This window comes from Rathayibacter sp. VKM Ac-2857 (assembly GCF_013205025.1).
Taxonomy (GTDB): Bacteria; Actinomycetota; Actinomycetes; order Actinomycetales; family Microbacteriaceae; genus Rathayibacter.
Genome location: NZ_JABMLE010000003.1, coordinates 523,574 through 546,148, shown reverse-complemented (window position 1 = coordinate 546,148; position 22,575 = coordinate 523,574). Strand labels below are relative to the sequence as shown.

The following is a 22,575-nucleotide window of genomic DNA, read 5'->3' as shown; positions in this document are numbered from 1 at the left end:
TTCCGCTCCTGCTCATGGCGTGGAACGACCGGTCGAAGGAGAGACCGCCACCTCGCTCGCAGGCGAGGAGAAGCGGGCTCGTGCTTCAGAGCCGCCCGTCGAGGTCCTTGACCACGCGGCCCGACTGCAGCACGGCTCGCACCGCCGAGGGGTCGCCCAGCGCGGCGATGTCGGCCAGCGGGTCCGCGTCGGTCAGCACCAGGTCGGCGAGCTTGCCCGGCTCGACCGAGCCGAGCTGCGCGTCGAGCCCCAGCAGGCGGGCGCCGCCGAGCGTGCCGGCACTCAAGGCCTGGAGCGGAGTGAGCCCGACGGCGACCAGCTGCGCCAGCTCGGCGAGGTTCCGGCCGTGCGGGTGCACTCCGGCGTCCGTGCCGAGGGCGAGCGGGACGCCCGCCGCGACGGCTCGGTGCACCGAGTCCAGCCCCCGCTCGCGCAGCAGCTCGCGCTGTCGCAGCCGCTCGGCGGTGGTCGTCGCGGGGTCGAACTCGCGGACCAGGATGCTCAGGGTCGGCACGAGGGTCGTCCCCCGCTCGCGCATCAGCGCGATGGTCTCGTCGGAGAGATCGTAGCCGTGCTCGATGCTCGTCGCGCCGCCCAGCACGGCGTCCCGCGCGGCGTCGTCGGAGAGGGCATGCGCGGTGATCGGCCGGCCGCCGCGCTCGGCGAGCAGCTCCGCGATCAGGGCGACCTGCTTCTGCGTGATCCCCACGTCCCGCGCGTCGTCGTTCGGGGAGCCGAGCCCGCCCGAAGTCGCGACCTTGATCACGTCGGCACCGGTGCGCACGAGCGTCCGGACCATCCGGACCACGTCCTCGTCCGTGTCCACGAGGCCGGGCGCGGGCATGCCCGGGCGCACGGCCCAGGCCGGCAGGCTGCCGTTGCGGTGGTGCGGATCGGCGTGGCCGCCGGTCGGCGAGAGCATCGCGATCGCGAGGTGCAGTCGCGGGCCGTCGACGGCTCCGCGCGCGACGGCCTCGCGGTAGCCCGGGGAGAGCCCGTCGAGGTCGCGCGCGGTGGTGACCCCCGCGTCGAGCGTGCGGCGGAGCAGCCCGGCGATCTCGAGGACGTCCTCCTCCGGGAAGCGCTCGCGCGCCGTCTCCGGGGCGACGGGCACCATCGCGAGGTGCACGTGCACGTCGACGAAGCCCGGCAGCAGGAACGCGCCGGAGACGTCGACCGTGCGACCGTCAGGCCCGGGATCCGCACGGCGCGGCCCCGCGTAGGCGGTCACGCCGTCGCGGATCTCGACCTCGGAGTCCTCGAGTGGAGCGGCGCCCGTGCCGTCGACGAGCGTCGCGCCGACGAGCCGGAGCACGCCCTCGGCCACGGGGGTGAGGGGCAGTCGGGCGGTCATGCGCTCTCCTTCGCGGGGATCGACGCCGCTCCGGTGAGGCTGAAGCCGGGCGAGCCCGGGTCGGCGTCGAGCAGGCGGCGGGTGTACCAGTGCTGGGGGTCGGCGTAGATCCGCTCGACCGGGCCTGCCTCGACGACCTCGCCGCGGTAGAGCACCACGACCTCGTCGCTGACCCGCTGGACGACGGCGAGGTTGTGCGAGATGAACATCATCGTCAGGCCGAGCGACTCCTTGATCCCGGCCAGCAGGTCGAGGATCTGCCCCTGCACCGAGACGTCGAGGGCGGAGGTGATCTCGTCGGCGATCACGAAGGTCGGGTCGATGATCAGCCCGCGGGCGATCGCGACGCGCTGGCGCTGGCCGCCGGAGAACTCGTGCGGGAACCGGTGCCGCATGTCGGCGCTGAGGCCGACGCGCTCCAGCCAGGCGACGATCAGCTCCTCGTTCCGGCCGACGCGGGCGCGGACCGGGTCGATCGCCTCGGCGAGGGTCTGCGCGATGGTGCGCCGCGGCGAGAGCGAGGAGTAGGGGTCCTGCGGGATCATCTGCGTGCGCCGGCGGTAGGCGTGCATCGCCGCCCGGTTCGCGGCCACGACGTCGACGCCGTCCACGGTCGCCGTGCCGGCGGCCGCGCGGACCGAGCCGACGAGCACCTTGGCGAGGGTCGACTTGCCGGAGCCGGACTCGCCGACCACGCCGACGGTGCGGCCGCGCTCGACCCGCAGGTCGACGCCGTGCAGGACCTTCGCGTGGCCGAAGACCACGTCGAGACCGCGGACGTCGACCATCGCGGAGGACGCGGCGGCTCCGGTGGCCGCGGCGGCGCTCACGAGCGCACCTCCGGCGGCGTCGGCACGGTCACGACCGGCGTCGCGGCGAGCAGCTGCCTCGTGTACGGATGCATCACGGTCTCCTCCGAGAGGTGGGCGATGTCGTCGATCCGCTCGACGATGCGGCCGTCCTTCATCACGAGGACGCGGTCGCAGAGCGCCCGGACGACGCCGAGGTCGTGCGAGATGAAGAGCACGGCGGTGCCGGAGTCCTCGTTCATGCGCTTGAGCACGCTCAGCACCTCGCGCTGCACCGTCACGTCGAGCGCGGTGGTCGGCTCGTCCGCGATCAGCAGGTCGGGCTTCGCGCTCATCGCCGAGGCGATCATCGCGCGCTGCTTCATGCCGCCGGAGAGCTGGTGCGGGTACTGCCGCAGGCGCCCCTCCGGATCGGAGAGCATCACCGAGCGGAAGCCGCGCAGCAGCAGGTCGAGCGCGTCGCGACGGGAGTGGCGCAGGCGGATCCGCAGCACGTCCGAGAGCTGGGTGCCGAGGACCATGGCGGGGTTCAGCGCGGTGCCCGGGTCCTGGTAGATCAGGCCGATCTTCGCGGCGAGCACCCGGTCCGGGACGGGGCCGAGCAGGTCGGTGCCGCCGAGCTCGAGCCGGCGCGCGGACGCCTCCAGGCCCTCGCCGAGCAGCTTCGCGACCACGGACGCCGTCAGCGACTTGCCCGAGCCGGACTCGCCGACGATGCCGAGCACCTCGCCGCGGCGGATGGCGAAGGAGAGGTCGGAGACGAGCTCGCGGCCGGTCGCGCCGTGGCGGACGGTGATGCCGTCGGCGACGAGCACGGCGTCGGCGGGGGCGGGTGCGGCGGTCGAGGAGTCGGCGGTCGCGGAGCCGGTGGCCCTCGTCATCCGGGCCCGCGTCGTGTTCGAGCGCGGGTTCGCCGCCGCCGCCAGGCCGTCGCCGACCAGCAGCGCCGCGAAGGAGGCGACAGTAAGGGCAAGCGCCGGGCCGAGGATGACGACCGGGTTCACCGAGATCCGGCTCAGCCCGTCGTTGAGCAGCGTGCCCCAGTCGAAGGCGGGCGTCTGCGCGCCGAGGCCGATGAAGGAGAGACCCGAGATCTCGACGAGGGCGCCGGAGAAGGCACCGGCGACGAGGATCAGCGTCGGCTCGGCCATGTTCGGCAGCACGTGCCGCAGCGCGACGAGGTGCGTCGGCACTCCGGTCAGCCGGGCCGTGGTGACGTACTCGCTCGCCGCGATCTTGGAGGCGAGGTTGGCGGTCAGCCGCGCGAAGCCGGCGATGTTGGCGACCGCGATGGCGACCACCACCTGGACGACGCCCTGGCCGAGGATCGCGGCGACGATGATCGCGACGAGCATCGTCGGGTAGCTGACGGCCAGCTCGATCGCGCGCAGCCCGAGCTCGCGGACCCGGCGCGGGGCGAGCCAGACGCCGATGCCGACCGCGATGCCGACGATCGCCGAGAGCACGGTCGCGGCGAGCGCCATCAGCACGGTCGAGCGGGTGGCGACGAGGGTGCGGGCGAGCATGTCGCGGCCGAGGGTGTCGGTGCCGAGCGGGTGCTCGGCGGTCGAGCCGAGGCTGGGGCTGCCGCCGAGGCCGGTGGCCTGGCCCTCGAGCGCGATCGGGGCGATCAGCGCGGTGAGGGCGATCACGCCGAGCAGGCCGAGCCCGATCACGAGCCCGGGATTCCAGGCGAAGGTGCGCGCGCCGGCGGGCTTCAGGCCGCGGACGGCGGGGAGGGACTCAGCCACGCTGCTCTCCGAGGGTGCGCGGGTCGATCAGACCCAGGATGACGTCGATCACGAGGGTGATCACGAGGGAGATGAGCCCGATGACGAAGACGGCCGCGCGGATCACCGGGTAGTCCTTGTCGATCGCGATCGCCTGGACGATCACGCCGCCGAGGCCGGGCCAGGCGAAGACCGCCTCGGTGATCAGCGCCGAGCCGAGCAGCGCGGTGAGGATGATGCCCGAGAGCGTCAGCGCCGTGGTGAGCAGGTTGGGCAGCATGTGCTTGGCGTAGAGGGTGAGCGCGGGCAGCCGCCAGCCGCGGGCCGTGCGCATGTAGTCCTGCTCGAGGATCACCGCGGTCTCGCGGCGGACGATCCTCGCGACGGAGCAGGTGCCGCCGACGGTGAGCGAGGCGATCGGCAGGATCGCGGCGGTGCCGAAGTCGTAGGCCGGCGAGTACGCGGGCGGCAGCACCTTCAGCAGCACCGCGAAGACGACGACGAAGCCGGTCGCCAGCACATAGGTGGGCACCGAGGAGATCAGCCCGGTGACGGTGCTGAACACCGCGTCGAGCCAGCGGCGGCGGTCGCCGCGGGTCGCGACGCCGACCGCCATGCCCAGCGCGATGCCGAGCACGAGCAGGAGCAGCACCGCGGAGATCGTGATGGTCAGCGTGTACGGCACGGCCGTCATCACGAGGTCCATCGCCGGGATCGTGTAGCGGTAGGAGGCGCCGAAGTCGCCCTGCAGCACGCCGAGCAGATAGGTCCAGAGCTGCGCGGGCAGCGGCTGGTCGAGGCCGAGCTGGGTGCGGACCAGCTCGACCTGGTCGAGCGAGGCCGACTCCCCCGCGATGGCGATCGCCGGGTCGCCGGGGATGAGCTGCACGATCAGGAAGGTGACCAGCACGAGCAGCGCGAGGTTGACGAGCAGGCCGAGGGCCCGACGGAGGAGGAATCTCCGCCAGGCCCCGCCGAGGGTGCCGGCGCGGACGGCGGCCGGGGTCGGGCCCGCACCTCCCGCGCCGGACGACCCGAGGCCCAACGATGCAGCGGTGGTGGCGGTCGTGGTGCTCATCGCGTCGTCTCCTCGTGTCGTCCGGCTCGGGTGGGCTGCTCGGGTGTTCAGGGCGTCAGCGGATCAGGACAGGATCCGCATGGCCGAGATGTCCCAGTAGCCCGAGAACACCGAGGTCGCGAAGCCGGAGCGGGCCACGTAGCGGTGCGTGTCGGTGATCAGCGGCGTCATGTCGACGCGCTCGAGGATCGTCTTCTGGGCGGCGAGCAGGTTCTCGCACTGCGTCTCGGTGTCCGAGGCGGCCATCGCGGCCTCGTAGTACGCGACGCCCTCGGGGTTGTCGCTGGAGGCGACGTTGGTGCCGCCCTCGGCGTAGGTCGGGCCGAGGTAGCGGGCGATCGTGGTGTGGATGAGGCCGGGGCCGGCGTTCTCCGCCGCGATCGCGACGTCCCAGGTGGCGGGCTCGGTGCGCATGGCCTTCGACCAGTCGGCCGGGTCGAGCGCCGAGACGGTGACGGTGGCGCCCGCGGCGCGGAGCGACTCGGCCAGGTAGTCGGCGGCCGGGTCCCAGTTCGACATCATCAGCAGGCGGATCGACTGACCGGTGAGCTCGGGCGTCGCGGCGGCCGGGTCGTACTTCTGGACGAGCGACTCGTCGTCCAGCGCGCAGCGGTAGCTCGCCGCGTTGACGGTGTACTGCGGCACGCCGAGGCCGTCGAGACCGGCGGAGTTGAAGCCCTGGGTGTCGATCGCCTGGGCGACCGCGGCGCGGAGGTCCTCCTTGCCCTCGAAGATCGAGCCGGAGCCGGGGGCCTCGTTGAAGACGAGGTTGTAGGCCGAGCTGGCGAAGGTGACGGTCGTGTAGGCCGGGTCGTCCTCGAAGCGCAGCGCGTTGGAGTCGTAGAAGCGGGCCAGGTCGACGCCGCCGGACTCGAGCAGGTTGGCGCTCGTGTTGGAGTCGGACTGCACGGTCAGGTTGATCGTCTTGGCGGGCTCGCCCTCGACGTCCTGCCAGTCGGGCCAGGCGTCGTAGTCGTCGCGGAGCGTGTAGGCGGCGCTGACGCCGGCCGACAGGTTCGACAGCATGTACGGGCCGGACCAGGCGCCGTCGACGGTGCCCGCGGCGAGGCCCTCGGGGTCGGCCAGACCGGCGGGGCAGATGATGCCGGTGCCGGGGCGGGTGACGCCGCCGAGCAGCTGCGAGTAGGGCTCGCTGAGCGAGATGGTCAGCGTGCCGGCCGCGTCGTCGGGGGTGAAGGTCGCGTCGCCGGAGCCGAAGGCCTGGTTCTTCCAGGTCTGCGCGCCCGAGTCCTCGAGACCGGTGAGGTACGTGAAGGAGTCGGCGACGACGGTCGGCGTGATCGCGGTGCCGTCGGCGCAGGTGGCACCGTCGCGGAGGGTGAACGTGTACTCGGAGGCCGAGACGGCGTTCCACTCGGTGGCGAGGCCGCCGATGTAGCCCTCGGTCTCGCCCTGGCGGAGCAGGGTGTCGAAGCCGAGGCGCGCGACGGTCACGTCGGCGTCGGCGGAGGCCTTCGCGGGGTCGAAGGTGGACGGCGCGTACCAGAGCTCCGCGTTGATGGTGTCGGTGGTGCCGGCGGTGCCGGTGGCGCTCTGCGGGGCGCTGGTGGTCCCGCAGGCGGTGAGCGCGAGGCTCGCGACGGCCGCCAGTGCGACGCCGGCGAGCAAGCTCTTCCTGACCATGGTGCTGTCCTCCAAGGGGTACGGGTGGTGCATCGGGGGCGGGGCGGAGTTGCTCGGGGGGCCGCTCAACTTGGATCCAATCTAAGGCAATACGGATCCCATTGTGTTTCGTCGGGATTACATCTGCTCGGCGTCCCCCGCCGCGTGCCCGTGCACCGTCCGCCCGCCGACCACCGTGCGCAGCACGCGCGCCCCGGCGAACTCCTCCGCCGAGCACTCCCCCGGGTCGACCGAGAGCAGCACCAGGTCGGCGAGGAAGCCGGCGCGGAGCATCCCGCGGCGGTCCTCCGCGAACGCCGCGTGCGCCGCGCCCCGCGTGTAGCCCTCGACGGCCTCGAGCACCGTGAGCGCCTGCTCCGGACCGAGCGGGTCGGGCAGGCGGCGCATCCGGCGGCTCACCGCGGTCGCGACCACCCGCCGCGGATCGAACGGGAAGTAGGGGGCGTCGGAGCCGAGCGCGATCACGGCGCCGGAGTCGCGCCAGTCGCGCATCGGGTTCACCGGGTCGGCCCGCGCGCCGAGCCGCTGCGCCAGTCCGGCCGCGTTGCTCCAGGCGATCGAGGGCTGCAGCGAGGCGACGACGCCGAGTCGGGCCGCGCGCTCGCGGCTCTCGGCGCTGGGCTCGAGGTAGGCGTGGATCAGCTGGCAGCGCAGGGCGGCGATCCACTCGGGCGGGCCCGCCGCCTCGAGGGCGTCGAGCACCTCGGCGACCGCGCGGCTGCCGACCGCGTGCACGCCCAGGCCCCAGCCGCGGGCGACGCACTCCGCGGCGAGCCGCGCGAACTCGGGCGTCTCGATCCGCTGCACGCCGTGGCCGCCGCCGCCGGGCCAGGGCTGCTCGAGGAGGGCCTGGCCCTTCATCCCCTCGCCGTCGTAGTAGACCTTGATCGGGCCGAGGCGGAGCAGCTCGTCGCCGTCGCCGGTCGTGCCGTCGACGGTGTCGAGGAGGGCCAGCGCCTCGTCGACGCCCGGGACTCTGGCGGTGCCGAGCTCGGGGTAGGGCATCGCGACGACGCGCAGTGACAGCTCGCCGCGGGCGTGCGCCGCGCGGTAGGCGGCGAGCTCGTCGAGCGTGACGGCCGGGTCGATGACGCCGGTGAAGCCCAGCTCGTGCAGCAGCGGCTGGATGCGGAGGAGGGCCGCGCGGCGGTCCTCGGGGGTGGGCGGGGTGTCGCCGAGCCAGTCCGGGGCGTCCGGATCGGCGTCCGCGTCGGCGAGCATCGCGGCCGAGAAGGCGTCGGCTCCGGCGCCCGCGTCGAGCAGCTGCAGGGCCTTGAGGCCCGCGCGCTGGGCGTGCGAGTGCGCGTCGATGAAGCCGGGGAGGAGGGTGCCGTCGAGGTGCTCCTCGGGGGTGCCGGCGGGGGCTGCGGCACGGACCTCCTGCAGGGTGCCGACCGCGGTGATCCGGTCGCCCTCGATCAGGAGGGCCTCGGCGAGCGGGTGGTCGGGGTCCATCGTGCGGATGCGGGTGACGAGGAGGCGGGGCGCGGTGCCGTTCTGCGACTCAGGCATCGATCGTCTCGCGGCGGTCGAGCCAGTCGTGCACGTCGGCCGCGGTGACGAGGGCGTCGCGCTGGAGGTACTCGATCGCCTCGAGGGTGGCGGCGTGCGCGCGCTCGCTCGAGCCGGCGACGCAGTCGGTGAGCACCCGGACGGCGTAGTCGTGCTGGTGCGCGTCAGCCGCCGTGTAGTGGATGCAGACGTCGGTGAGGCCGCCGACCAGCAGCAGCGTGCCCGCGCGGTACGCCTTCAGCACGATCTCGAGCTCGGTGCCGAAGAAGGCGGAGTAGCGGCGCTTGCGGATCACGAACTCCTCCGGCCGCGGCTCGAGCCAGGACGCCAGCTCGGTGCCCGGGTCGCCCTCGAGGCAGTGCGGGCCCTCGGCGCCGTCGAGCTCGCGGCCGATGTCGATCAGGTCGCGCTTGTGCACCTCCTGCACGAAGACGACCGGCACGCCGGCACTACGGCAGTGCGCGATCAGGTCGCGCACCCGGGGCGTGCGCTCCGCTCGGCCGCTCATCACGGGGATGCCCGGCGTCGGCAGGCCCGAGGCGGCACCCCCCTGGATGTCGACGACGAGCAGGACGGGAGTGCCGGAGACGGCGAGCATGCGGGTGGATCCTTCCGGGTGGTGCGCGGGTCGGGTGAGGTGCCCCCACGTCCCCGGCGGAGCGAGGGGCGAGGCCCGTCGTCCGCCCGGCAAGTCTGGCCAGGCGATCGTTCGGGCGGGGGTCGGCCGTGTTTCCCCGGGGTAAAACCTCGGATCGCTCGGCATGTGGAGGAGAGTCGGCTCCTCCGGTGCGCAGAAGTTGTCGTACTCGCGCACCCAGTACGACAACTTCCGGAGAGGGGCGTGAGCAGCGCAGGGCTCGGCGGATCCGCTGCGCAGAAGTTGTCGTAGCGGGTGGGCGAGTACGACAACTTCTGCGGGGCGGTGCGGCCGTCAGACCGGGCGGGCTGCGCGGCGGCGGCGGTGCGGGAGCAGGGTGGCGACGGGGACCGGGGCGAAGGCGTCGGCGACGGCGACCCAGACGGTCGCGTCGGGGGCGTGGTCGCCGAGGAGCTCGGCGCAGACGCCGCACGGCTCGATCAGGTGCCGCGAGCCGCCGGGGCGCTGCAGCACTCCGACGATCGAGACGACCGGGGAGCCGGCGACGACCGCGGCGCTCAGTGCGGCCGACTCGGCGCAGACGGAGGCCCGGCCGGCGCTCGCCTCGACGTGCAGGCCGGTCACGATCCGCCCGTCCACGAGCCGCAGCGCCGCCGCGACCTCGTGCACGCCGGTCCGGTAGCGCGCATCGAGGATCACCGAGGCGGTCTCGAGCAGCTCGCGGTCCGGTGCGGACATCCCGGCGGGAGGCCCGTCGAGCACCGGCCGATCGAGCACCGGGCTCTCCGGCACGGCTCGCTCCGGCACCGACGGCACCGGCACCACCCGCTCCGACGCCGCCCCCTCGGTCACGACCAGCCCAGGATCCGCGCCATGTTGCCGCCCTCGACCAGCGCGCGGTCGGCCTCGTCCGGGATCGCCTTGGCGATCTTCATCCGCTCGAGGTCGAAGTCGCTGCCCGGCCACTCCGAGCCGAGCAGGATCTTCTCGGCGCCGAGCCGGGCGTAGGCGCGCTTGACGTCGGACATCAGCGTCGCCGAGGTCTCGAGGTAGATGTGCGGATTGCGCTCGGCGACGATGATCGCCTCGGGCACGTTCCAGACCGCGCCCATGTGGGCGATGATCGTCGGCACTCCGGGGAAGCCCTTGGCGATCTCCTCGATGGCGAACGGCGCGCAGAACGCGTCGTCGAGGGCGTTGATCAGCACGGGCAGGCCGAGCTCGTCGCAGACCTCGAACAGCGGGTCGAGCAGCCCGTGGTCGGCCACGTGGTAGCCGTGCAGGCTGGGGTGCAGCTTGAGCCCGACCAGGCCGCCGTCGGCGAAGCGGCGGATCTCGTCGGTCGCGTTCTCCCACTGCGGCATGACCTGGCCGAAGCCGAACAGGCGGTCGGGGTGGGCCTTGACGAGGTCGATCAGGAAGTCGTTCTCGATGCCCTGCGCGAGGGAGCAGACCATCGCGCGGTCGACGCCGGCGGCGTCCATCCGGTCGAGGATGCGCTGGGGGTCGAACGGGGTGTAGGCGGGGGGCTTCTCGCCGGGGCGGACCCCGCTGAGGTAGTCGCTGCGGCCTCGGCGGTCCTGCGTGGTGTTGTACGCGTCGATGATCATGCGGCGTCTCCTTCTTCCATGGTCGTGCGGGGGGCGTGCTGGGTGTCGTGCGGCGGGTGGGGTGTCGTCCGGGGGCGCAGCGGGATGCTCAGCCGACCGCGGCCATCGCGCCCATGGCGACGAGCGCGGCGAGGGAGGCGAGTCTCCGGGCGGTGTCGAGGCGGCCGGGGCGACCGGCGAGGGCGACGCGGAGCGTGCACGCCGCGTAGACGGCGACGGCGGCGCCGAGCGGCAGGGCGAGTCCGCCGCCGTGCGTGTGCCCCGCGCTCGCGAGGGCACCGGCGGTGGGCGCGGCCTCGGCGACGAGCACGAGGACGGCGGCGAGCAGCATCCCGACGGCGTGCAGGGCGTCGGCGCCGTGCCGCCGGACGCCTCGGCCGCGGCGCACCCGGTCGACGAGGGCGGCGACGAGCGCGCAGCCCGCGAGCAGTGCGGACCAGAGCGGCGCGGGCAGGAGGTGCAGCGCGGGCAGGTGCACGTCGAGCATCGCGGCGAGCATGGCCGCCTCGGCGACGAGCCAGCCGCGGCCGACGCCGCGCCAGCCGGCCAGGCCGAGCGCGAGGGAGGCGGCGGCGCCCACGAGCATCACGACCAGCAGCACGTCCATGCCGGCCTCCTGACCTCGATCGGTCGCCACGGCGGGCAACATTGGATCCAATCTAAGGCTGTGCGGATCCATGGGTCAAGCCGGACGCAGGAGCGGGCTCGCCGCTCGACGACACCGACCCTCGCGTGGGATCCAATACCTGCCATGATTGGATCCCGGCCGACCTGGCCGCTGATCGGAGGGGATCATCGCGTGACGACCCAGGGCGACAACGCACTCGTGGACGATCTGGCCGCCCGGATCCGGGCGAAGATCATGTCCGGCGAGATCCCGATCGGCGCCCCGCTGCGCCAGGCCGAGCTCGCGACGCAGTTCGGCATCAGCCGCACCCCGGTCCGCGAGGCGCTGCGGCAACTGCAGACGGGCGGGCTGATCGAGGTCGTCCCCAACCGCGGCGCCGTCGTCCGCGTGCCGGTGCCGTGGGAGGTGCGCGAGGCCTACGAGGTCCGCGCCGAGCTGGAGTCGCTCGCCGCCCGCCGCGCGGTCGACCGCCTGGACGATGCGACGATCGCCGAGCTCCGCTCCGTCAACACGGCGATGTACGAGCGCTCGCTCGCCGTCGCTGCCGGCACCGCGGCCGAGCGCGACGGCAGCGCCAACGACCAGTTCCACGGGCTTATCTACCAGGCCTCGGGCAACACCCGCCTCAGCCGGATGCTGATCGAGATCAACGACGCCTTCCCGCGCAACGTCTCGGGCCTGGTCCTCCGCGAGAACTCGCGCCACCGCGAGGAGAACTTCCGCGAGCACGAGCAGATCGTCGAGGCCTTCGTCGCCGGCGACCGCGAGCGCGCCGCCGCGATCATGCGCGAGCACGTCCTCCGCGCCGGGGAGCACCTCGCGCACTGGTACGAGCGGCGCTCCTCGACGGTGTTCACGGGCTGACGGGCGCTCGCTCGCGCATAACGTCAGCCAGGAGTCGCCGTCATCGCCCATCGGCGATGGACACGCTTCTCAGCTGATGTTGTGCGCCGGAGTCAACTCCGCGGCACCGTCGACCCGCGGATCAGCAGCTCCGTCGGCAGCAGCGTCGCCCGGGGGACGTCGTCGCCGGCCAGCAGCCGCACCAGGACCTCGGCCATCGCGTCGCCGAGGCCGGCGGCCGGCTGGCGGACGGTCGTGATCGGCGGCTCGGCCGCCTCGGAGGAGTAGTCGCCGTCGAAGCCGGCCAGCGCCACGTCGCCCGGCACGCTCAGCCCGCGCTCGCGCAGCACCGCCAGGGCACCGGACGCCATCTGGTCGTTGGAGGCGAAGACCGCGTCGACCGGGCGGCCGGAGTCGAGCAGGCGCCGCATCGCCTCGGCGCCGTCCCGCGGGGAGTAGTCGCCGATCTCGACGAGCGAGGCGTCCAGGCCCGCCGACTCGACGGTCGCGCGCCAGCCGGCCAGCCGGTCGATCGCGCCGGGCATGTCCTGGCGGCTCGCGATCATCGCGGGGGCGCGGCGCCCGAGGCCCAGCAGGTGCTCGGTGACCTGGCGCGCCGCTCCGACGTTGTCGACGTCGACGAAGTGGCTGTCGTGGTCGTCGAGGCTGAGCGGGCGTCCGCCGAAGACGAGGGGGACGCTCGCGCCGATGCGCGCGTAGGAGTGGTCGCCGCTGTGGTGCGACACGACGAGCGCGCCGTCGACGTTGCCGCCGAGGAGGTAGCGGCGGGTCTTGTCGGGCGTGGCCTCGGAGGCGATCACGATGTTGAGCATGTAGTCGGTCGCGGCGAGCCGGGTCGCCGCGCCCTGCACGACGGCGGCGAGGAACGGGTCGCCGAAGACCTTGCCGATCGACTCGGGCACGAGGAGGGCGAGGACCTGGGTCCGGCGGCTGGCGAGCGAGCGCGCCGCGCGGTTGGGCACGTAGCCGAGCTGCTCGATCGCGAGGCGGACGGCGGCCTGCGCCTCGGCCTTCACCTTCGGCGAGTCGTTGACGACCCGGCTGACCGTCGCCCGGGACACTCCGGCGAGCGCGGCGACGGCCTCGAGCGTGGGTGCGGCCGGTGCGGTGTCGTGACTCATGCGTGCCTCTCGAGCGGTGGTCCCCCGGGCCCGAGAGTAGCCGAGGGGGCGGGCGGGGCTCGAGACGCCCCTGGCGACTGCTCGCTCACCGTCCATGCCGACCGCCGGCGCCGGGAGGCGGGTCTGCAGCTCCTCCCTGCTGAGGACGGCGGGTCTCGATACGCCCCTCCGGGGCTACTCGACCAGCATGATGGCGGCCGGTCCCTGCTGATCGAGCAGGCCGCACAGCGGGCACCTCATGTTGATCGAGTAGGCCGCACAGCGGGCACCACCCATGTTGATCGAGTAGACCGCGCAGCGGGCGTATCGAGATCCACCATCATCCGCAGGCCGGCCCGAAGACCCGATCTGCTGACCAACGTGGGTCTCGATACGCCCCTCCGGGGCTACTCGACCAGCATGATCGCCGCGACCGCCGACGACGCTCGACCAGGGCGAGTGCCGGTCAGCCCTTGACCGCGCCGCCCATGATGCCGGCGATCAGCTGCTTGCCCGCCAGCGCGAACAGCACGAGCAGCGGGACGATCGACAGCACCGCGCCGGCCAGCACGATCGAGTAGTCGACGTAGTAGCCGGACTGCAGCTGCGACAGGGCGGTCTGCAGGGTCGGGTTGGTCGGGCTCAGCACGATCAGCGGCCAGAGGAAGTCGGTCCACGCCATCATGAACGTGAACAGCGCGAGGATCGCCATCGCGGGCCGCGCGGCCGGCACCGCGACGGTCAGGAAGGTCCGGAACTGATTCGCTCCGTCGACCCGCGCCGCCTCGATCAGCTCGTCCGGGATCACGTCGACGAGGTACTGCCGCATGAAGAACACGCCGAACGCGGTGACCAGCGTCGGCACGATGACGGCGCCGAGGGTGCCGGTCCAGCCGAGCTGCCGCATCAGGATGAACAGCGGGATGATGCCCAGCTGGGTCGGGATCGCCATCGTCGCGATCACGGTGATCATCAGCCCGTCCCGCCCGCGGAAGCGCAGCTTCGCGAAGGCGTAGCCGGCCAGCGTCGAGAACGAGACGACCGAGAGCGTGATGATCCCCGAGACGACCACGCTGTTCAGCAGCGCCGTCCAGAACGGGATCGCCGTGAAGACCTGCGCCGCGTTGGCGAGGAAGTTGCCGCCCGGGATCAGCGGCAGCGTCTCGCCGCGGGTCGCGTTGCTCCCGCTGGCCACCACGAACGACCACCACAGCGGGTAGGTCGAGCCGAGGATGAAGGCGCTGAGCAGTCCGTAGGTGAGGAAGCCGGGGCGGTCGACGCGGCCGGCGCCGGAGGAGCGCGGGCGCCGGATGCGTCGCTCGGGCTCGGCCGCGACAGCGGCAGGAACGGTAGGAATCGTCGCGGTCATCGGTCGCTCACCTTCTGCGCCGGTCGGCGCGTGCGCGTTCTCACGCGGTTCTCGACGGACGCGATCCGCCGCGAGATCGCGAAGTTCACCAGTCCGATCAGCACGATCAGCAGGAACAGCAGCCAGGCGACCGCCGCCGCCTCGCCGAAGTTCTGCCGGAAGAACGCCATCTCCCAGAGGTAGAGGACGGTCGTCTGGAACTGGCGGTCCGAGCCGCCGATGCCGCCCGCGTTCGAGACGTCGAAGAGGCGCGGCTCGGCGAAGATCTGCAGCCCGCCGATGGTGGCCGTGATGATCACGAAGATCAGGGTCGGCCGGATGCTCGGGATCGTGACCGAGGTGAAGCGGCGGAACGAGCCCGCCCCGTCGAGCGCGGCCGACTCGTGCAGGTCGCGCGGCACGGCCTGCATCGCGGCGAGCAGGATGAGCGCGTTGTAGCCGGTCCAGCGCCAGTTGACCATCGAGGCGATCGCGATGTGGCTGGCGAGGCGGTCGTTGGTCCAGTCGATCGGGGCGATGCCGACCAGGCCGAGCAGGTTGTTCGCCAGGCCCTCCTGGTCGCCGAAGATGCTCGAGAAGATCAGCGCCACGGCGACGGGCGAGACGACGTAGGGCAGCAGCACGCTCATCCGCCAGAAGGTGCGGGCGCGCAGCGACTGGTCGAGCACCGCCGCGAGCACCAGGGCGACGGCGAGCTGCGGGATCGTGGAGAGCAGGAAGATGCTCAGCGTGTTGCCGATCGAGTTCCAGAAGAAGCGGTCGCCGAGCACCGCGGCGAAGTTGCCGAGGCCGACGAAGTCGCCCTGGCCCTGCAGCAGCTGCCAGTCGTAGAGCGAGACCACCAGCGTGTAGACGAGCGGGAAGGCTCCCGTGATCGCGAACAGCAGGAAGAACGGCGAGATGTAGAGGTAGGGCGACGCCTTGACGTCGAAGCGGCTCATCCGCTGCCGCGCGGTGAGCGGCAGGCGGGGCGCGGGGCGGCGGCCGGGAGGCGGCGCGGCCGACGCGGTCGGCGGGGTCAGGGTGCTCGTCATGGGTCGCTCTCGTCGGTCGCTCTCGTGGGGGGACTCGTTCGTGGACGCGTCGTGGGACGCGTCATGGGACGCCTCGTCGGACGCGTCATCGGAAGGAGGGAGGGAGGGCCCCCGCCCGGCCTGCTACCGGACGGGGGCCCTGTCAGCGGGAGCGGGTCAGTCGACCAGCTCGTCGAGGAGCGAGAGCGCCTCGTTCCAGCCCTTGTCGCCGTCGAGCTCGCCGCGGTCGACCTTCTGCAGGACCGGGCCGAAGACGTTCTCCTGGATCAGCGAGTCGTCCGGTCCCTTGTACTGGGCGACGACGCCCTGGGCGCGCTCGGCGAGGATCGCGCCGGTCGGCGAGCCGTTCAGCGCCGGGTCGGGCGCGGCGGCGGAGGCGAGCTGCTCCTGGGCGGAGACGGTGCTCGGGAACGGGCCGGTCGCGTCGAACGCGGCGATCTGCTGCTCCGGCTCGCTCAGCCAGGAGGCGAGCTCCGCGGCCTCGGCGGGGTGCTTCGACTGCGTCGGGACGGAGAGGAACGAGCCGCCCCAGTTGGCCGCGCCGCCGGGGAAGACGTCGGCGAAGTCCCAGCCGGTGGCCTCGGGGTCGCCGCCGCCGGCCTCGACCTGCGCCTTCACCTGGCCGAGCATCCAGCCCGGGCAGACGAAGGTCGCGAAGGTGCTGTCGGTGAAGGACTTGCCCTTGTTCCAGTCCCAGGCCTTCTGCGCGGCCGAGAGTCCGGAGGCGGCGCCGTCGGTGATCCAGCCCCAGCGCTCCTGCAGCTCGGCGTTGCCGTCGATGTTCAGCTCGCCGTCGGCGGTGTAGTAGCCCTCGGGGAGCTGATTGACCATGGCGTTCCAGACGAAGCCGGACTGGTCGTACCAGGCCTTGCCGGTCGCGTCGTGGTACTGCTTCCCGGCCGCGAAGTAGTCCTCCCAGGTCGCGTCCGCGCCGCCGAGCAGCTCCGCGACGGCGGCGCGATCGGTGGGCAGGCCCGCGGCCTCGAAGGCGGCGGTGCTGTAGCAGAGACCCTCGGGGCCGATGTCGGTGCCGTAGCCGATGACGCGGCCGTCGGGGTCGACGGCCTGCTCGTACTTCCAGTCGACCCAGTCGGCCTTGCGGTCCTCGATGCCGTGGTCGCGCAGGTCGACGAACTGGTCGGAGACCTCCATGATCGAGCCGAGCCAGCCCTCCTCGATCGCGACGACGTCGGCGAGGCCGGAGCCCGCGGCGAGCTTGGTGAACGCGTCGGTCCGGGCGTTGCCGCCGGTGTCGATGTTGTTCGGGACGATCGTGACGCCCGGGTGGGCGGCCTCGTACTCGGCGTAGAGGTCGTCGAACCCCATGGCGCCGAACGTGGTCACGGTCAGTTCGATGTCCCCGCCCTCGGCCGCGCCGGATCCGGACGAGCATCCGGAGACGAGCAGGGCCAGGGTGGCGGCGCCGGCGATCGCCGTGGCGATCCTGGCGCGTCGTGATTCGAGCACGGTCACTCCTTCGTGATGGGTGTCAGGGCACCCCTGGGGGCGCTCTCACGGTGCTGTGCTGCCGTGTGTGAGAGCGCTCTCACGAGGTATGAGGCGAGCATACGGAGCGGGTCGCGGGGAGGTCAAGCGTTTTGTGAGAGCGCTCTCTTTCGATACCCGGGGTGAGTCCTGGAGCAGGTTCGGCTCGCGGAATCGCCCTCGGCACGCGAAGTCGGGCCGGAACCGCGAGCCGGGGGTGCTTCCGCGAGCCGGAGGCAGCGCCGGGCGACGTCCGGCACGCGGAACGGCCTCGGGCACGTGGAAACCGGACGAAACAACGTGCCGGAGCTGGTTCAGCGAGCCGGAGGCGTGCGAGCCCGAGATCCCCCGGGACCGCGGGCGGCTCCGGACGGTTCCGGCGCACATCCGGCACGGTTCCGGCACGCGGAACGGCCCTCGGCACGCGGAAATCCAGCAGATCTGCGACCCGGAGGCGATCCGACGCGCCGGAGTCGGCTCGGGATACCTCCGACACGCGGAATCACCCTCGGCACGGGGAAACCCGCGGAAACGACGAGCCGGTGCTGACCTGGCGAGCCGCAGGTGACGCCGAAGCAACTCCGGCACGCGGAACCGGGCGGAACAGCGAGCCGGAGGTCGCCTCACAGGCCGGAGGCGGTTCCCGGATCGAAGGCGTCTCGAGACCGCCTCTTGACGTGGCACTTGTTTTTCACAAGCATGGGCGCAGACGCCGCGGCTCGCGGCTCCCGCCGAGAAGGAGAGACCGCCATGACCTCGATGTTCGTCAACCTGCCCGTCACCGACCTCGAGCGCGCGAAGGCGTTCTACGTCGCGCTCGGCTTCTCGATCAACCCCGCCTTCTCCGACCACAACGCGGCCTGCGTCGTGGTGGAGGAGGACCACAATTACTTCATGATCCTGGTGCGCGAGTACTTCCAGACCTTCAGCGACCTGCCGATCGGCGACCCGGCCGTGAACCCCTCCGTGTCGACCGCGATCTTCCTCGACACCCGCGAGGCGGTCGACGCCACCGTGACCGCGGGGCTCGCCGCGGGCGGCTCCGAGTCGCGGCCCGCCTCCGACTACGGCTTCATGTACCAGCGCCAGGTCTCCGACCCCGACGGCAACCTGCTCGAGTTCGGCTGGATGGACCCGGTCGCCGCGGCGCAGGGGCCGGAGGCGTACACCGGCGAGCAGGCCTGAGGGCGATGGCCGCACGCGACTACGGGCAGTACTCGGCGCTCACCCGCGCGGTCGAGCTGGTCGGCGAGCGCTGGGCGCTGCTGATCGTCCGGGATCTGCTGGTCGGGCCGCGCAGGTACAGTGAGCTCGCGCAGGGACTCGCGCGCATCCCGAGCAACGTGCTGGCCGGCCGGCTGAAGGAGCTGCAGGCGGCCGGGATCATCCGGCGGGCGCCGCGCTCGCGCATCATCGTCTACGAGCTGACGCCCTACGGCCGCGAGCTCGAGCCGATCGTGCTCGCGCTCGGCGCCTGGGGCTTCAAGGCGCTGGGCGATCCGCGCGAGGAGCAGGTGATCACCCCGGACTCGATGACGGTGGACCTGCGCACCGCGTTCCGGCCGCAGGTCGCGGCCGAGCTGCCGGCGACGGTGTACGCGGCGCAGGTCGGACCGGCCGGGCTGCTGATCCGCGTCGACGGCGCGGCGCTGGACGTCACGCGCGGGGAGGTGCCGGGCGGGGAAGTGCCGGTGGATCTCGCGTTCTCGACCGGCGCGGACATCCGGCTGCTGCTGTCGGGCGAGCTCGCGCCGGAGCGGGCGATCGCGACCGGCGCGGTCACGGTGCTCCGAGGACGCGACGCGCTGCTCGGGCGCTTCGCGAGCACGTTCCACCTCGCGGCGTGACGCGCTGCACTGCGGTCGCGCACCGCGGAGCGGGCCCCCTGCATGCTGATCGAGTAGCCCACGCAGCGGACCCCCTGCATGCTGATCGAGTAGTCCGCGCAGCGGACGTATCGAGATCCACCGTCGCTCGGAGGGCGGGTCTCGATACGCCCCTCCGGGGCTACTCGACCAGCATGCAAGGGACCCTCCGGGCTACGCGACCAGCATGGAAGGGTGACGCCCCGCTCAGCGCGGGCCCCCTGCATGCTGATCGAGTAGGCCGCGCAGCGGACGTATCGAGATCCACGCCGGTTCGGAGGGTGGGGTCTCGATACGCCCCTCCGGGGCTACTCGACCAGCATGCTGGGGGCCCTCCGGGCTTGCTCGACCAGCATGGAGGGGCTACTCGGCCGGCATGCGGGCGGAAGGGCTGGCCGCTGAGCGAGGGGCGGCTGGCCGCGCAAGGGGCCTCCGGGGCCGCGCGGCCGGGAGCCGACTGGGCGCGCGGCTCCCCCGGCGCCCGCGGGTGCTGGAGTGGCGGTTGCCCTCGCGCGCCGCGGGGCCGTCCACGACCCGCGGAGGAACCCCCATGCCGTCATCGAAGCCCGCCAGCCGCACCACGAGTGAGCAGCGGAAGGAGCACGCCGAGCAGTACTCCGCCGCGGCGCGCTACGCCTCCGAGGCGTTCGGCACGTTCCTCCTCGTCGCGGGCGGCGTCGGCACGGCGATCTTCGCCTCCGCCTTCCCCGACGACGGCAACGCGCTCGGCGTCGGCTTCCTCGGCGTCGCGCTCGCCTTCGGGCTCACGCTGGTCGCCGGGATCTACGCCGTCGGTCACATCTCGGGCGGTCACTTCAACCCGGCCGTCTCGATCGGGTTCGCCCTCGCGGGGCGGACGGAGTGGCGGCACATCCCCGGCTACATCGTCGCCCAGATCGTCGGCGGTGTCGTGGGCGCCGGAGTCGTCGCGCTGATCGCGGCCGACGGGCCGGCCGGCTACTTCGACGCCGCCCGCGACTCGGGCTTCGCCTCGAACGGCTACGGCGCCGCCTCCCCCGGCGGCTTCGGGCTCGGCGCGGTGATCCTGGCCGAGGTCGTGCTGACGGCCGTCTTCGTCGGCGTGATCCTCTCCGTCACCGCGAAGAGCGAGTACAAGGCCGTCGCCCCGCTCGCGATCGGCCTCACGCTGACCCTCGTCCACCTGATCAGCATCCCGATCAGCAACACCTCGGTGAACCCGGCCCGCTCGATCGCGGCCGCCGTCTTCGCCGGGCCCGATGCGCTCGGGCAGGTGTGGGTGTTCCTGCTGGCGCCGGTGCTCGGCGCGGCGATCGCCGGCCTCGCCTCGAAGACGCTGCACCGCAGCCGCTGACGCACGGGTCCCGCCGACAGCCGCGTCGACAACGCAGAAGTTGCGGTAGTCGAGCGCGACTACCGCAACTTTCGAGGAGTGGGGGCGCCCGGCGGGCGGGATCTCGATACGCCCGCACGCGGGCTACTCGATCAGCATGCTGCGGCGGCCTGCATGAGGGGCGGACTGCTCGGTCAGCATGCAGTGGGAGCGGTCGCGGACCCTTTGCTGGTCGAGTAGCCCCGGAGGGGCGTATCGAGACCCCACGTGGTCAGGACGGGGGATCTCGATACGCCCGCAAGCGGGCTACTCGATCAACATGTCGGGGGCGGACGCCGGAACCATGCCGCTCAGCCGACGAGCATCGCGAAGCCCTGGGCGGGGAGGGTGACCGGGGTCGCACCCGTGGCGGGCGACTCGCTCACCAGGGCGCCGTCCTGCGCGTAGACGCGGAGGGTGCCGGTGCCGTCGACCGTGGTCGGCTGGGGCGACGCGGTCGAGTTGCGGACGAGCTCGGTGCGGCCGGTGTCGCCGACGAGGACCAGGCGCGAGACGACGGGGCGCACGAGCAGGGCGTCGAGCTTCGTCTCGCCGGACAGGGCGCGGACCTCGACGGTGGTCGCGCTCGCGGGGAGCGTGCGCCGCAGCTTCTGGGGCAGCAGGATCCCGGACGCCTCGGTGACGCCCTGCGCGCCGACGGTGCTGGTGAGCACGTCGAGCGGGCGGCGGCCCGAGTTCCAGAGGCTGATCGGGGTCTTCTCGGTGCCGCGCTCGGCGGCGAAGATCACGGCCTCGACCAGGCGGTCCTGGGTCGCGGAGCCGACGGAGATGGTCGCCGAGCGGCGCCAGTTCGTGAGCGACAGGTAGGAGCCGCTCCAGCCGGACTCGCCGGTCCACGCCGACTCCGGGGTGACGACCGTGCCGCCGCGGGCCGACTCGGCCTCGACGAGGCGGAGGCCGTCGCGGCTCGCCTGGGTCGTGACCGCGGTCGCGCGGGCGGCGACCGACGGGTGCGCGTCGAGCGCGAGCATCGACAGCAGGCCGTGGATGGTGCTCTCGGCGCCGCTGTTGCGGTTGACGCTGCCGTCGGCCTGGACACCGTCGTAGGTGACTCCGGTCGCCGGGTCGTAGACGGGGGCGCCGCTGAGGTTGAGGCCGAAGAACCAGGCGCCCTGCACGCCCGCGAGGTCGAGGTAGGCGGTGGGACCAGTGGCGCTGGATCCGGTCGCGTCGGCGAGGGCGAGCGAGTTCTGCAGCCGGGAGTCGGCGCCGTAGGCGATCTGCACGCGGTCGGTCGGCGTCGGGTTCCAGCCGTTGTCCGGGCCGCCGGCAGTCAACAGCTCGGGGGCGAACCGGGCGGCGTCGACGACGGCCGGCTCGAGGAGCGACGGGTCGCCGAGCGCGATGGACGAGGCGGCCAGGCCGCCCGCCATCTGCGACGACCAGGAGTGCCAGAGCGAGCGGGACTTCGTCCAGGGCAGGATCGCGCCGTAGGGCCAGGAGGTGGTGTCGCCTTGAGTCGTGGTGCGGGCGTAGGCGGCGACGCCCTCGGCGAGCTTCGCGGTGCTGGCGCGCACGGCGGCGTCGTCGGGCGCGGCCGCGACGTAGGCGGAGAGGCCGAGCAGCGCCTCCGCGGTGGCGTCGGCGCCGTCGACGATCAGCCAGGCGGGCACGTCGACGCCGTCGGCGACCGCGTACTCGCCGTAGCGGGTGAGCACCTCGCGGTCGACGGCGGAGACGCCGAGGCGCAGGCGATCCTGCAGGAAGGCGGCGAAGTCGGGGTTCTCGTCCTGGAACGCCGCGTAGCCCTCGCCGAGCGCCCAGAGGGTGCGGGCGAGCCAGTAGCTGTCCTCGGAGTCGCTCGGGTCGGGCAGCTCGACGGGTTCGGCGCTGGGGTTCAGGTCGCCGTCGGGCTGCATCCAGAGGACGACGTTGCCGGCGTCGGCGCCGTCAGTGGTCTGGAAGTAGGCGAGGGAGCGGAGGGTCTCGTAGGCCTTGTCGCGGCTCGCCGTCGAGCCGGTCTGCTGCCAGTGCCGGAGGTAGACGACGGCGGCGCGGGAGACGTCGTCGGTGTTGTAGGCGCCCTGCGCCCAGTCGCCGGTCGCCGGGTCGAGGGGGCCGCCGCCGACGCGCTCGAAGGTGCCGCCGTCGCGGGCGTCGGCGTAGGTCCACGGGAGCACGAGGTCCGGCTCCTCGGCGAGGCGGTAGGTGCTGTGGCCGGCCTGCGGCTGCGGCGTGGCGGTGTCGAGCAGGAAGTCGAGGTGCGCGGTGTTGGTCAGCGGCTCGGCGGCCTGCGCCGGGGCCGCGCCGACGGCGAGGCCTCCGGCGGCGAGGGCGGTCGCGACCAGGACGGCGGCGGCGCGGGGTCTGAAGTTCGTCATTGAACTCTCTCCTTGAGGGGGGTGGTGGCTGGGGGTGGGGGATCTCGATACGCCCGCGGAGCGGGCTACTCGATCAGCATGAAAAGGCGCCCACGGCGCGGAATCGGAGGCAAGGCGCCCGCTCTGCGGGCTCGGTGGGGCGATTGCATGCTGGTCGAGTAGCCCCGGAGGGGCGTATCGAGACCACACGTGCTCAGGACGG

Annotated in this window: 19 protein-coding genes; 4 read left to right on the top strand and 15 right to left on the bottom strand. The window is 72.8% G+C overall.

What is annotated here, in order from left to right; all coding sequences use genetic code 11:
• Positions 1 to 85 precede the first annotated feature (85 nt).
• From HQQ86_RS16040 to HQQ86_RS15995, 10 genes are all read right to left on the bottom strand, one after another.
• Positions 86 to 1,354, bottom strand: coding sequence for an amidohydrolase family protein (locus HQQ86_RS16040; protein WP_173289234.1), 1,269 nt, complete (start codon positions 1,352 to 1,354; stop codon positions 86 to 88).
• Positions 1,351 to 2,184 carry an ABC transporter ATP-binding protein gene (locus HQQ86_RS16035; RefSeq protein ID WP_367948686.1) on the bottom strand — a complete coding sequence of 278 codons (834 nt, stop codon included), beginning with the start codon at positions 2,182 to 2,184 and terminating at the stop codon, positions 1,351 to 1,353. The genes HQQ86_RS16040 and HQQ86_RS16035 overlap by 4 nt, the downstream gene beginning before the upstream one ends.
• Positions 2,181 to 3,914 (bottom strand): dipeptide/oligopeptide/nickel ABC transporter permease/ATP-binding protein, encoded by a 1,734-nt coding sequence (locus HQQ86_RS16030; protein WP_367948685.1) that lies wholly within the window; start codon positions 3,912 to 3,914, stop codon positions 2,181 to 2,183. The genes HQQ86_RS16035 and HQQ86_RS16030 overlap by 4 nt, the downstream gene beginning before the upstream one ends.
• A complete protein-coding gene (locus tag HQQ86_RS16025; RefSeq protein ID WP_173289233.1) occupies positions 3,907 to 4,971 on the bottom strand; it encodes an ABC transporter permease in 1,065 nt (354 codons plus the stop codon). Before HQQ86_RS16025 ends, HQQ86_RS16030 begins: the two co-directional genes overlap by 8 nt.
• 63 nt (positions 4,972 to 5,034) lie before the next feature.
• Positions 5,035 to 6,615, bottom strand: a complete 1,581-nt coding sequence (locus tag HQQ86_RS16020) for an ABC transporter substrate-binding protein (RefSeq protein ID WP_173289232.1) — start codon at positions 6,613 to 6,615, stop codon at positions 5,035 to 5,037.
• Positions 6,616 to 6,732: 117 nt separating this feature from the next.
• On the bottom strand, positions 6,733 to 8,127 hold the full coding sequence (locus tag HQQ86_RS16015; protein ID WP_173289231.1) for an amidohydrolase: 1,395 nt from the start codon (positions 8,125 to 8,127) through the stop codon (positions 6,733 to 6,735).
• Complete coding sequence (locus HQQ86_RS16010) at positions 8,120 to 8,725, bottom strand: cysteine hydrolase family protein (protein ID WP_123705883.1); 606 nt, start codon at positions 8,723 to 8,725, stop codon at positions 8,120 to 8,122. The genes HQQ86_RS16015 and HQQ86_RS16010 overlap by 8 nt, the downstream gene beginning before the upstream one ends.
• 333 nt (positions 8,726 to 9,058) lie before the next feature.
• Entirely contained in the window at positions 9,059 to 9,577 is a 519-nt protein-coding gene (locus HQQ86_RS16005; protein WP_216845565.1) for a hypothetical protein, read from the bottom strand.
• Positions 9,574 to 10,335: an amidohydrolase family protein gene (locus HQQ86_RS16000; RefSeq protein WP_173289230.1), complete on the bottom strand. Its 762-nt coding sequence runs from the start codon at positions 10,333 to 10,335 to the stop codon at positions 9,574 to 9,576. The genes HQQ86_RS16005 and HQQ86_RS16000 overlap by 4 nt, the downstream gene beginning before the upstream one ends.
• 88 nt (positions 10,336 to 10,423) lie before the next feature.
• A complete protein-coding gene (locus HQQ86_RS15995) occupies positions 10,424 to 10,972 on the bottom strand; it encodes a hypothetical protein (protein ID WP_173289229.1) in 549 nt (182 codons plus the stop codon).
• A 162-nt stretch (positions 10,973 to 11,134) separates the two neighbouring features.
• On the opposite strand from HQQ86_RS15995, the gene HQQ86_RS15990 reads away from it, so the two are divergent.
• Entirely contained in the window at positions 11,135 to 11,827 is a 693-nt protein-coding gene (locus HQQ86_RS15990) for a GntR family transcriptional regulator (protein ID WP_207901612.1), read from the top strand.
• A 92-nt stretch (positions 11,828 to 11,919) separates the two neighbouring features.
• Here HQQ86_RS15990 and HQQ86_RS15985 read toward each other — a convergent pair whose 3' ends face one another.
• The 4 genes from HQQ86_RS15985 to HQQ86_RS15970 all read right to left on the bottom strand — a co-directional run bounded on the left by HQQ86_RS15985 (position 11,920) and on the right by HQQ86_RS15970 (position 16,797).
• Complete coding sequence (locus HQQ86_RS15985; RefSeq protein WP_173289228.1) at positions 11,920 to 12,948, bottom strand: LacI family DNA-binding transcriptional regulator; 1,029 nt, start codon at positions 12,946 to 12,948, stop codon at positions 11,920 to 11,922.
• 445 nt (positions 12,949 to 13,393) lie between these two features.
• Positions 13,394 to 14,296: a carbohydrate ABC transporter permease gene (locus HQQ86_RS15980; protein ID WP_173289227.1), complete on the bottom strand. Its 903-nt coding sequence runs from the start codon at positions 14,294 to 14,296 to the stop codon at positions 13,394 to 13,396.
• On the bottom strand, positions 14,293 to 15,330 hold the full coding sequence (locus tag HQQ86_RS15975; RefSeq protein WP_173289226.1) for a carbohydrate ABC transporter permease: 1,038 nt from the start codon (positions 15,328 to 15,330) through the stop codon (positions 14,293 to 14,295). Before HQQ86_RS15975 ends, HQQ86_RS15980 begins: the two co-directional genes overlap by 4 nt.
• Positions 15,331 to 15,486: 156 nt before the next feature.
• Positions 15,487 to 16,797 (bottom strand): ABC transporter substrate-binding protein, encoded by a 1,311-nt coding sequence (locus HQQ86_RS15970; RefSeq protein ID WP_173289225.1) that lies wholly within the window; start codon positions 16,795 to 16,797, stop codon positions 15,487 to 15,489.
• Between the two features lie 768 nt (positions 16,798 to 17,565).
• Here HQQ86_RS15970 and HQQ86_RS15965 point away from each other — a divergent pair.
• The 3 genes from HQQ86_RS15965 (at position 17,566) to aqpZ (ending at position 20,013) form a co-directional block, all read left to right on the top strand.
• On the top strand, positions 17,566 to 18,000 hold the full coding sequence (locus HQQ86_RS15965; RefSeq protein WP_173289224.1) for a VOC family protein: 435 nt from the start codon (positions 17,566 to 17,568) through the stop codon (positions 17,998 to 18,000).
• Positions 18,001 to 18,005: 5 nt separating this feature from the next.
• Positions 18,006 to 18,662, top strand: coding sequence for a helix-turn-helix domain-containing protein (locus HQQ86_RS15960; protein WP_173289223.1), 657 nt, complete (start codon positions 18,006 to 18,008; stop codon positions 18,660 to 18,662).
• Positions 18,663 to 19,230: 568 nt separating this feature from the next.
• Entirely contained in the window at positions 19,231 to 20,013 is a 783-nt protein-coding gene (gene aqpZ, locus HQQ86_RS15955) for an aquaporin Z (protein WP_173289222.1), read from the top strand.
• A 329-nt stretch (positions 20,014 to 20,342) separates the two neighbouring features.
• Here the strand turns inward: aqpZ and HQQ86_RS15950 are convergent, their stop codons facing one another.
• A complete protein-coding gene (locus HQQ86_RS15950) occupies positions 20,343 to 22,373 on the bottom strand; it encodes a hypothetical protein (protein ID WP_173289221.1) in 2,031 nt (676 codons plus the stop codon).
• Between the last annotated feature and the right edge of the window lie 202 nt (positions 22,374 to 22,575).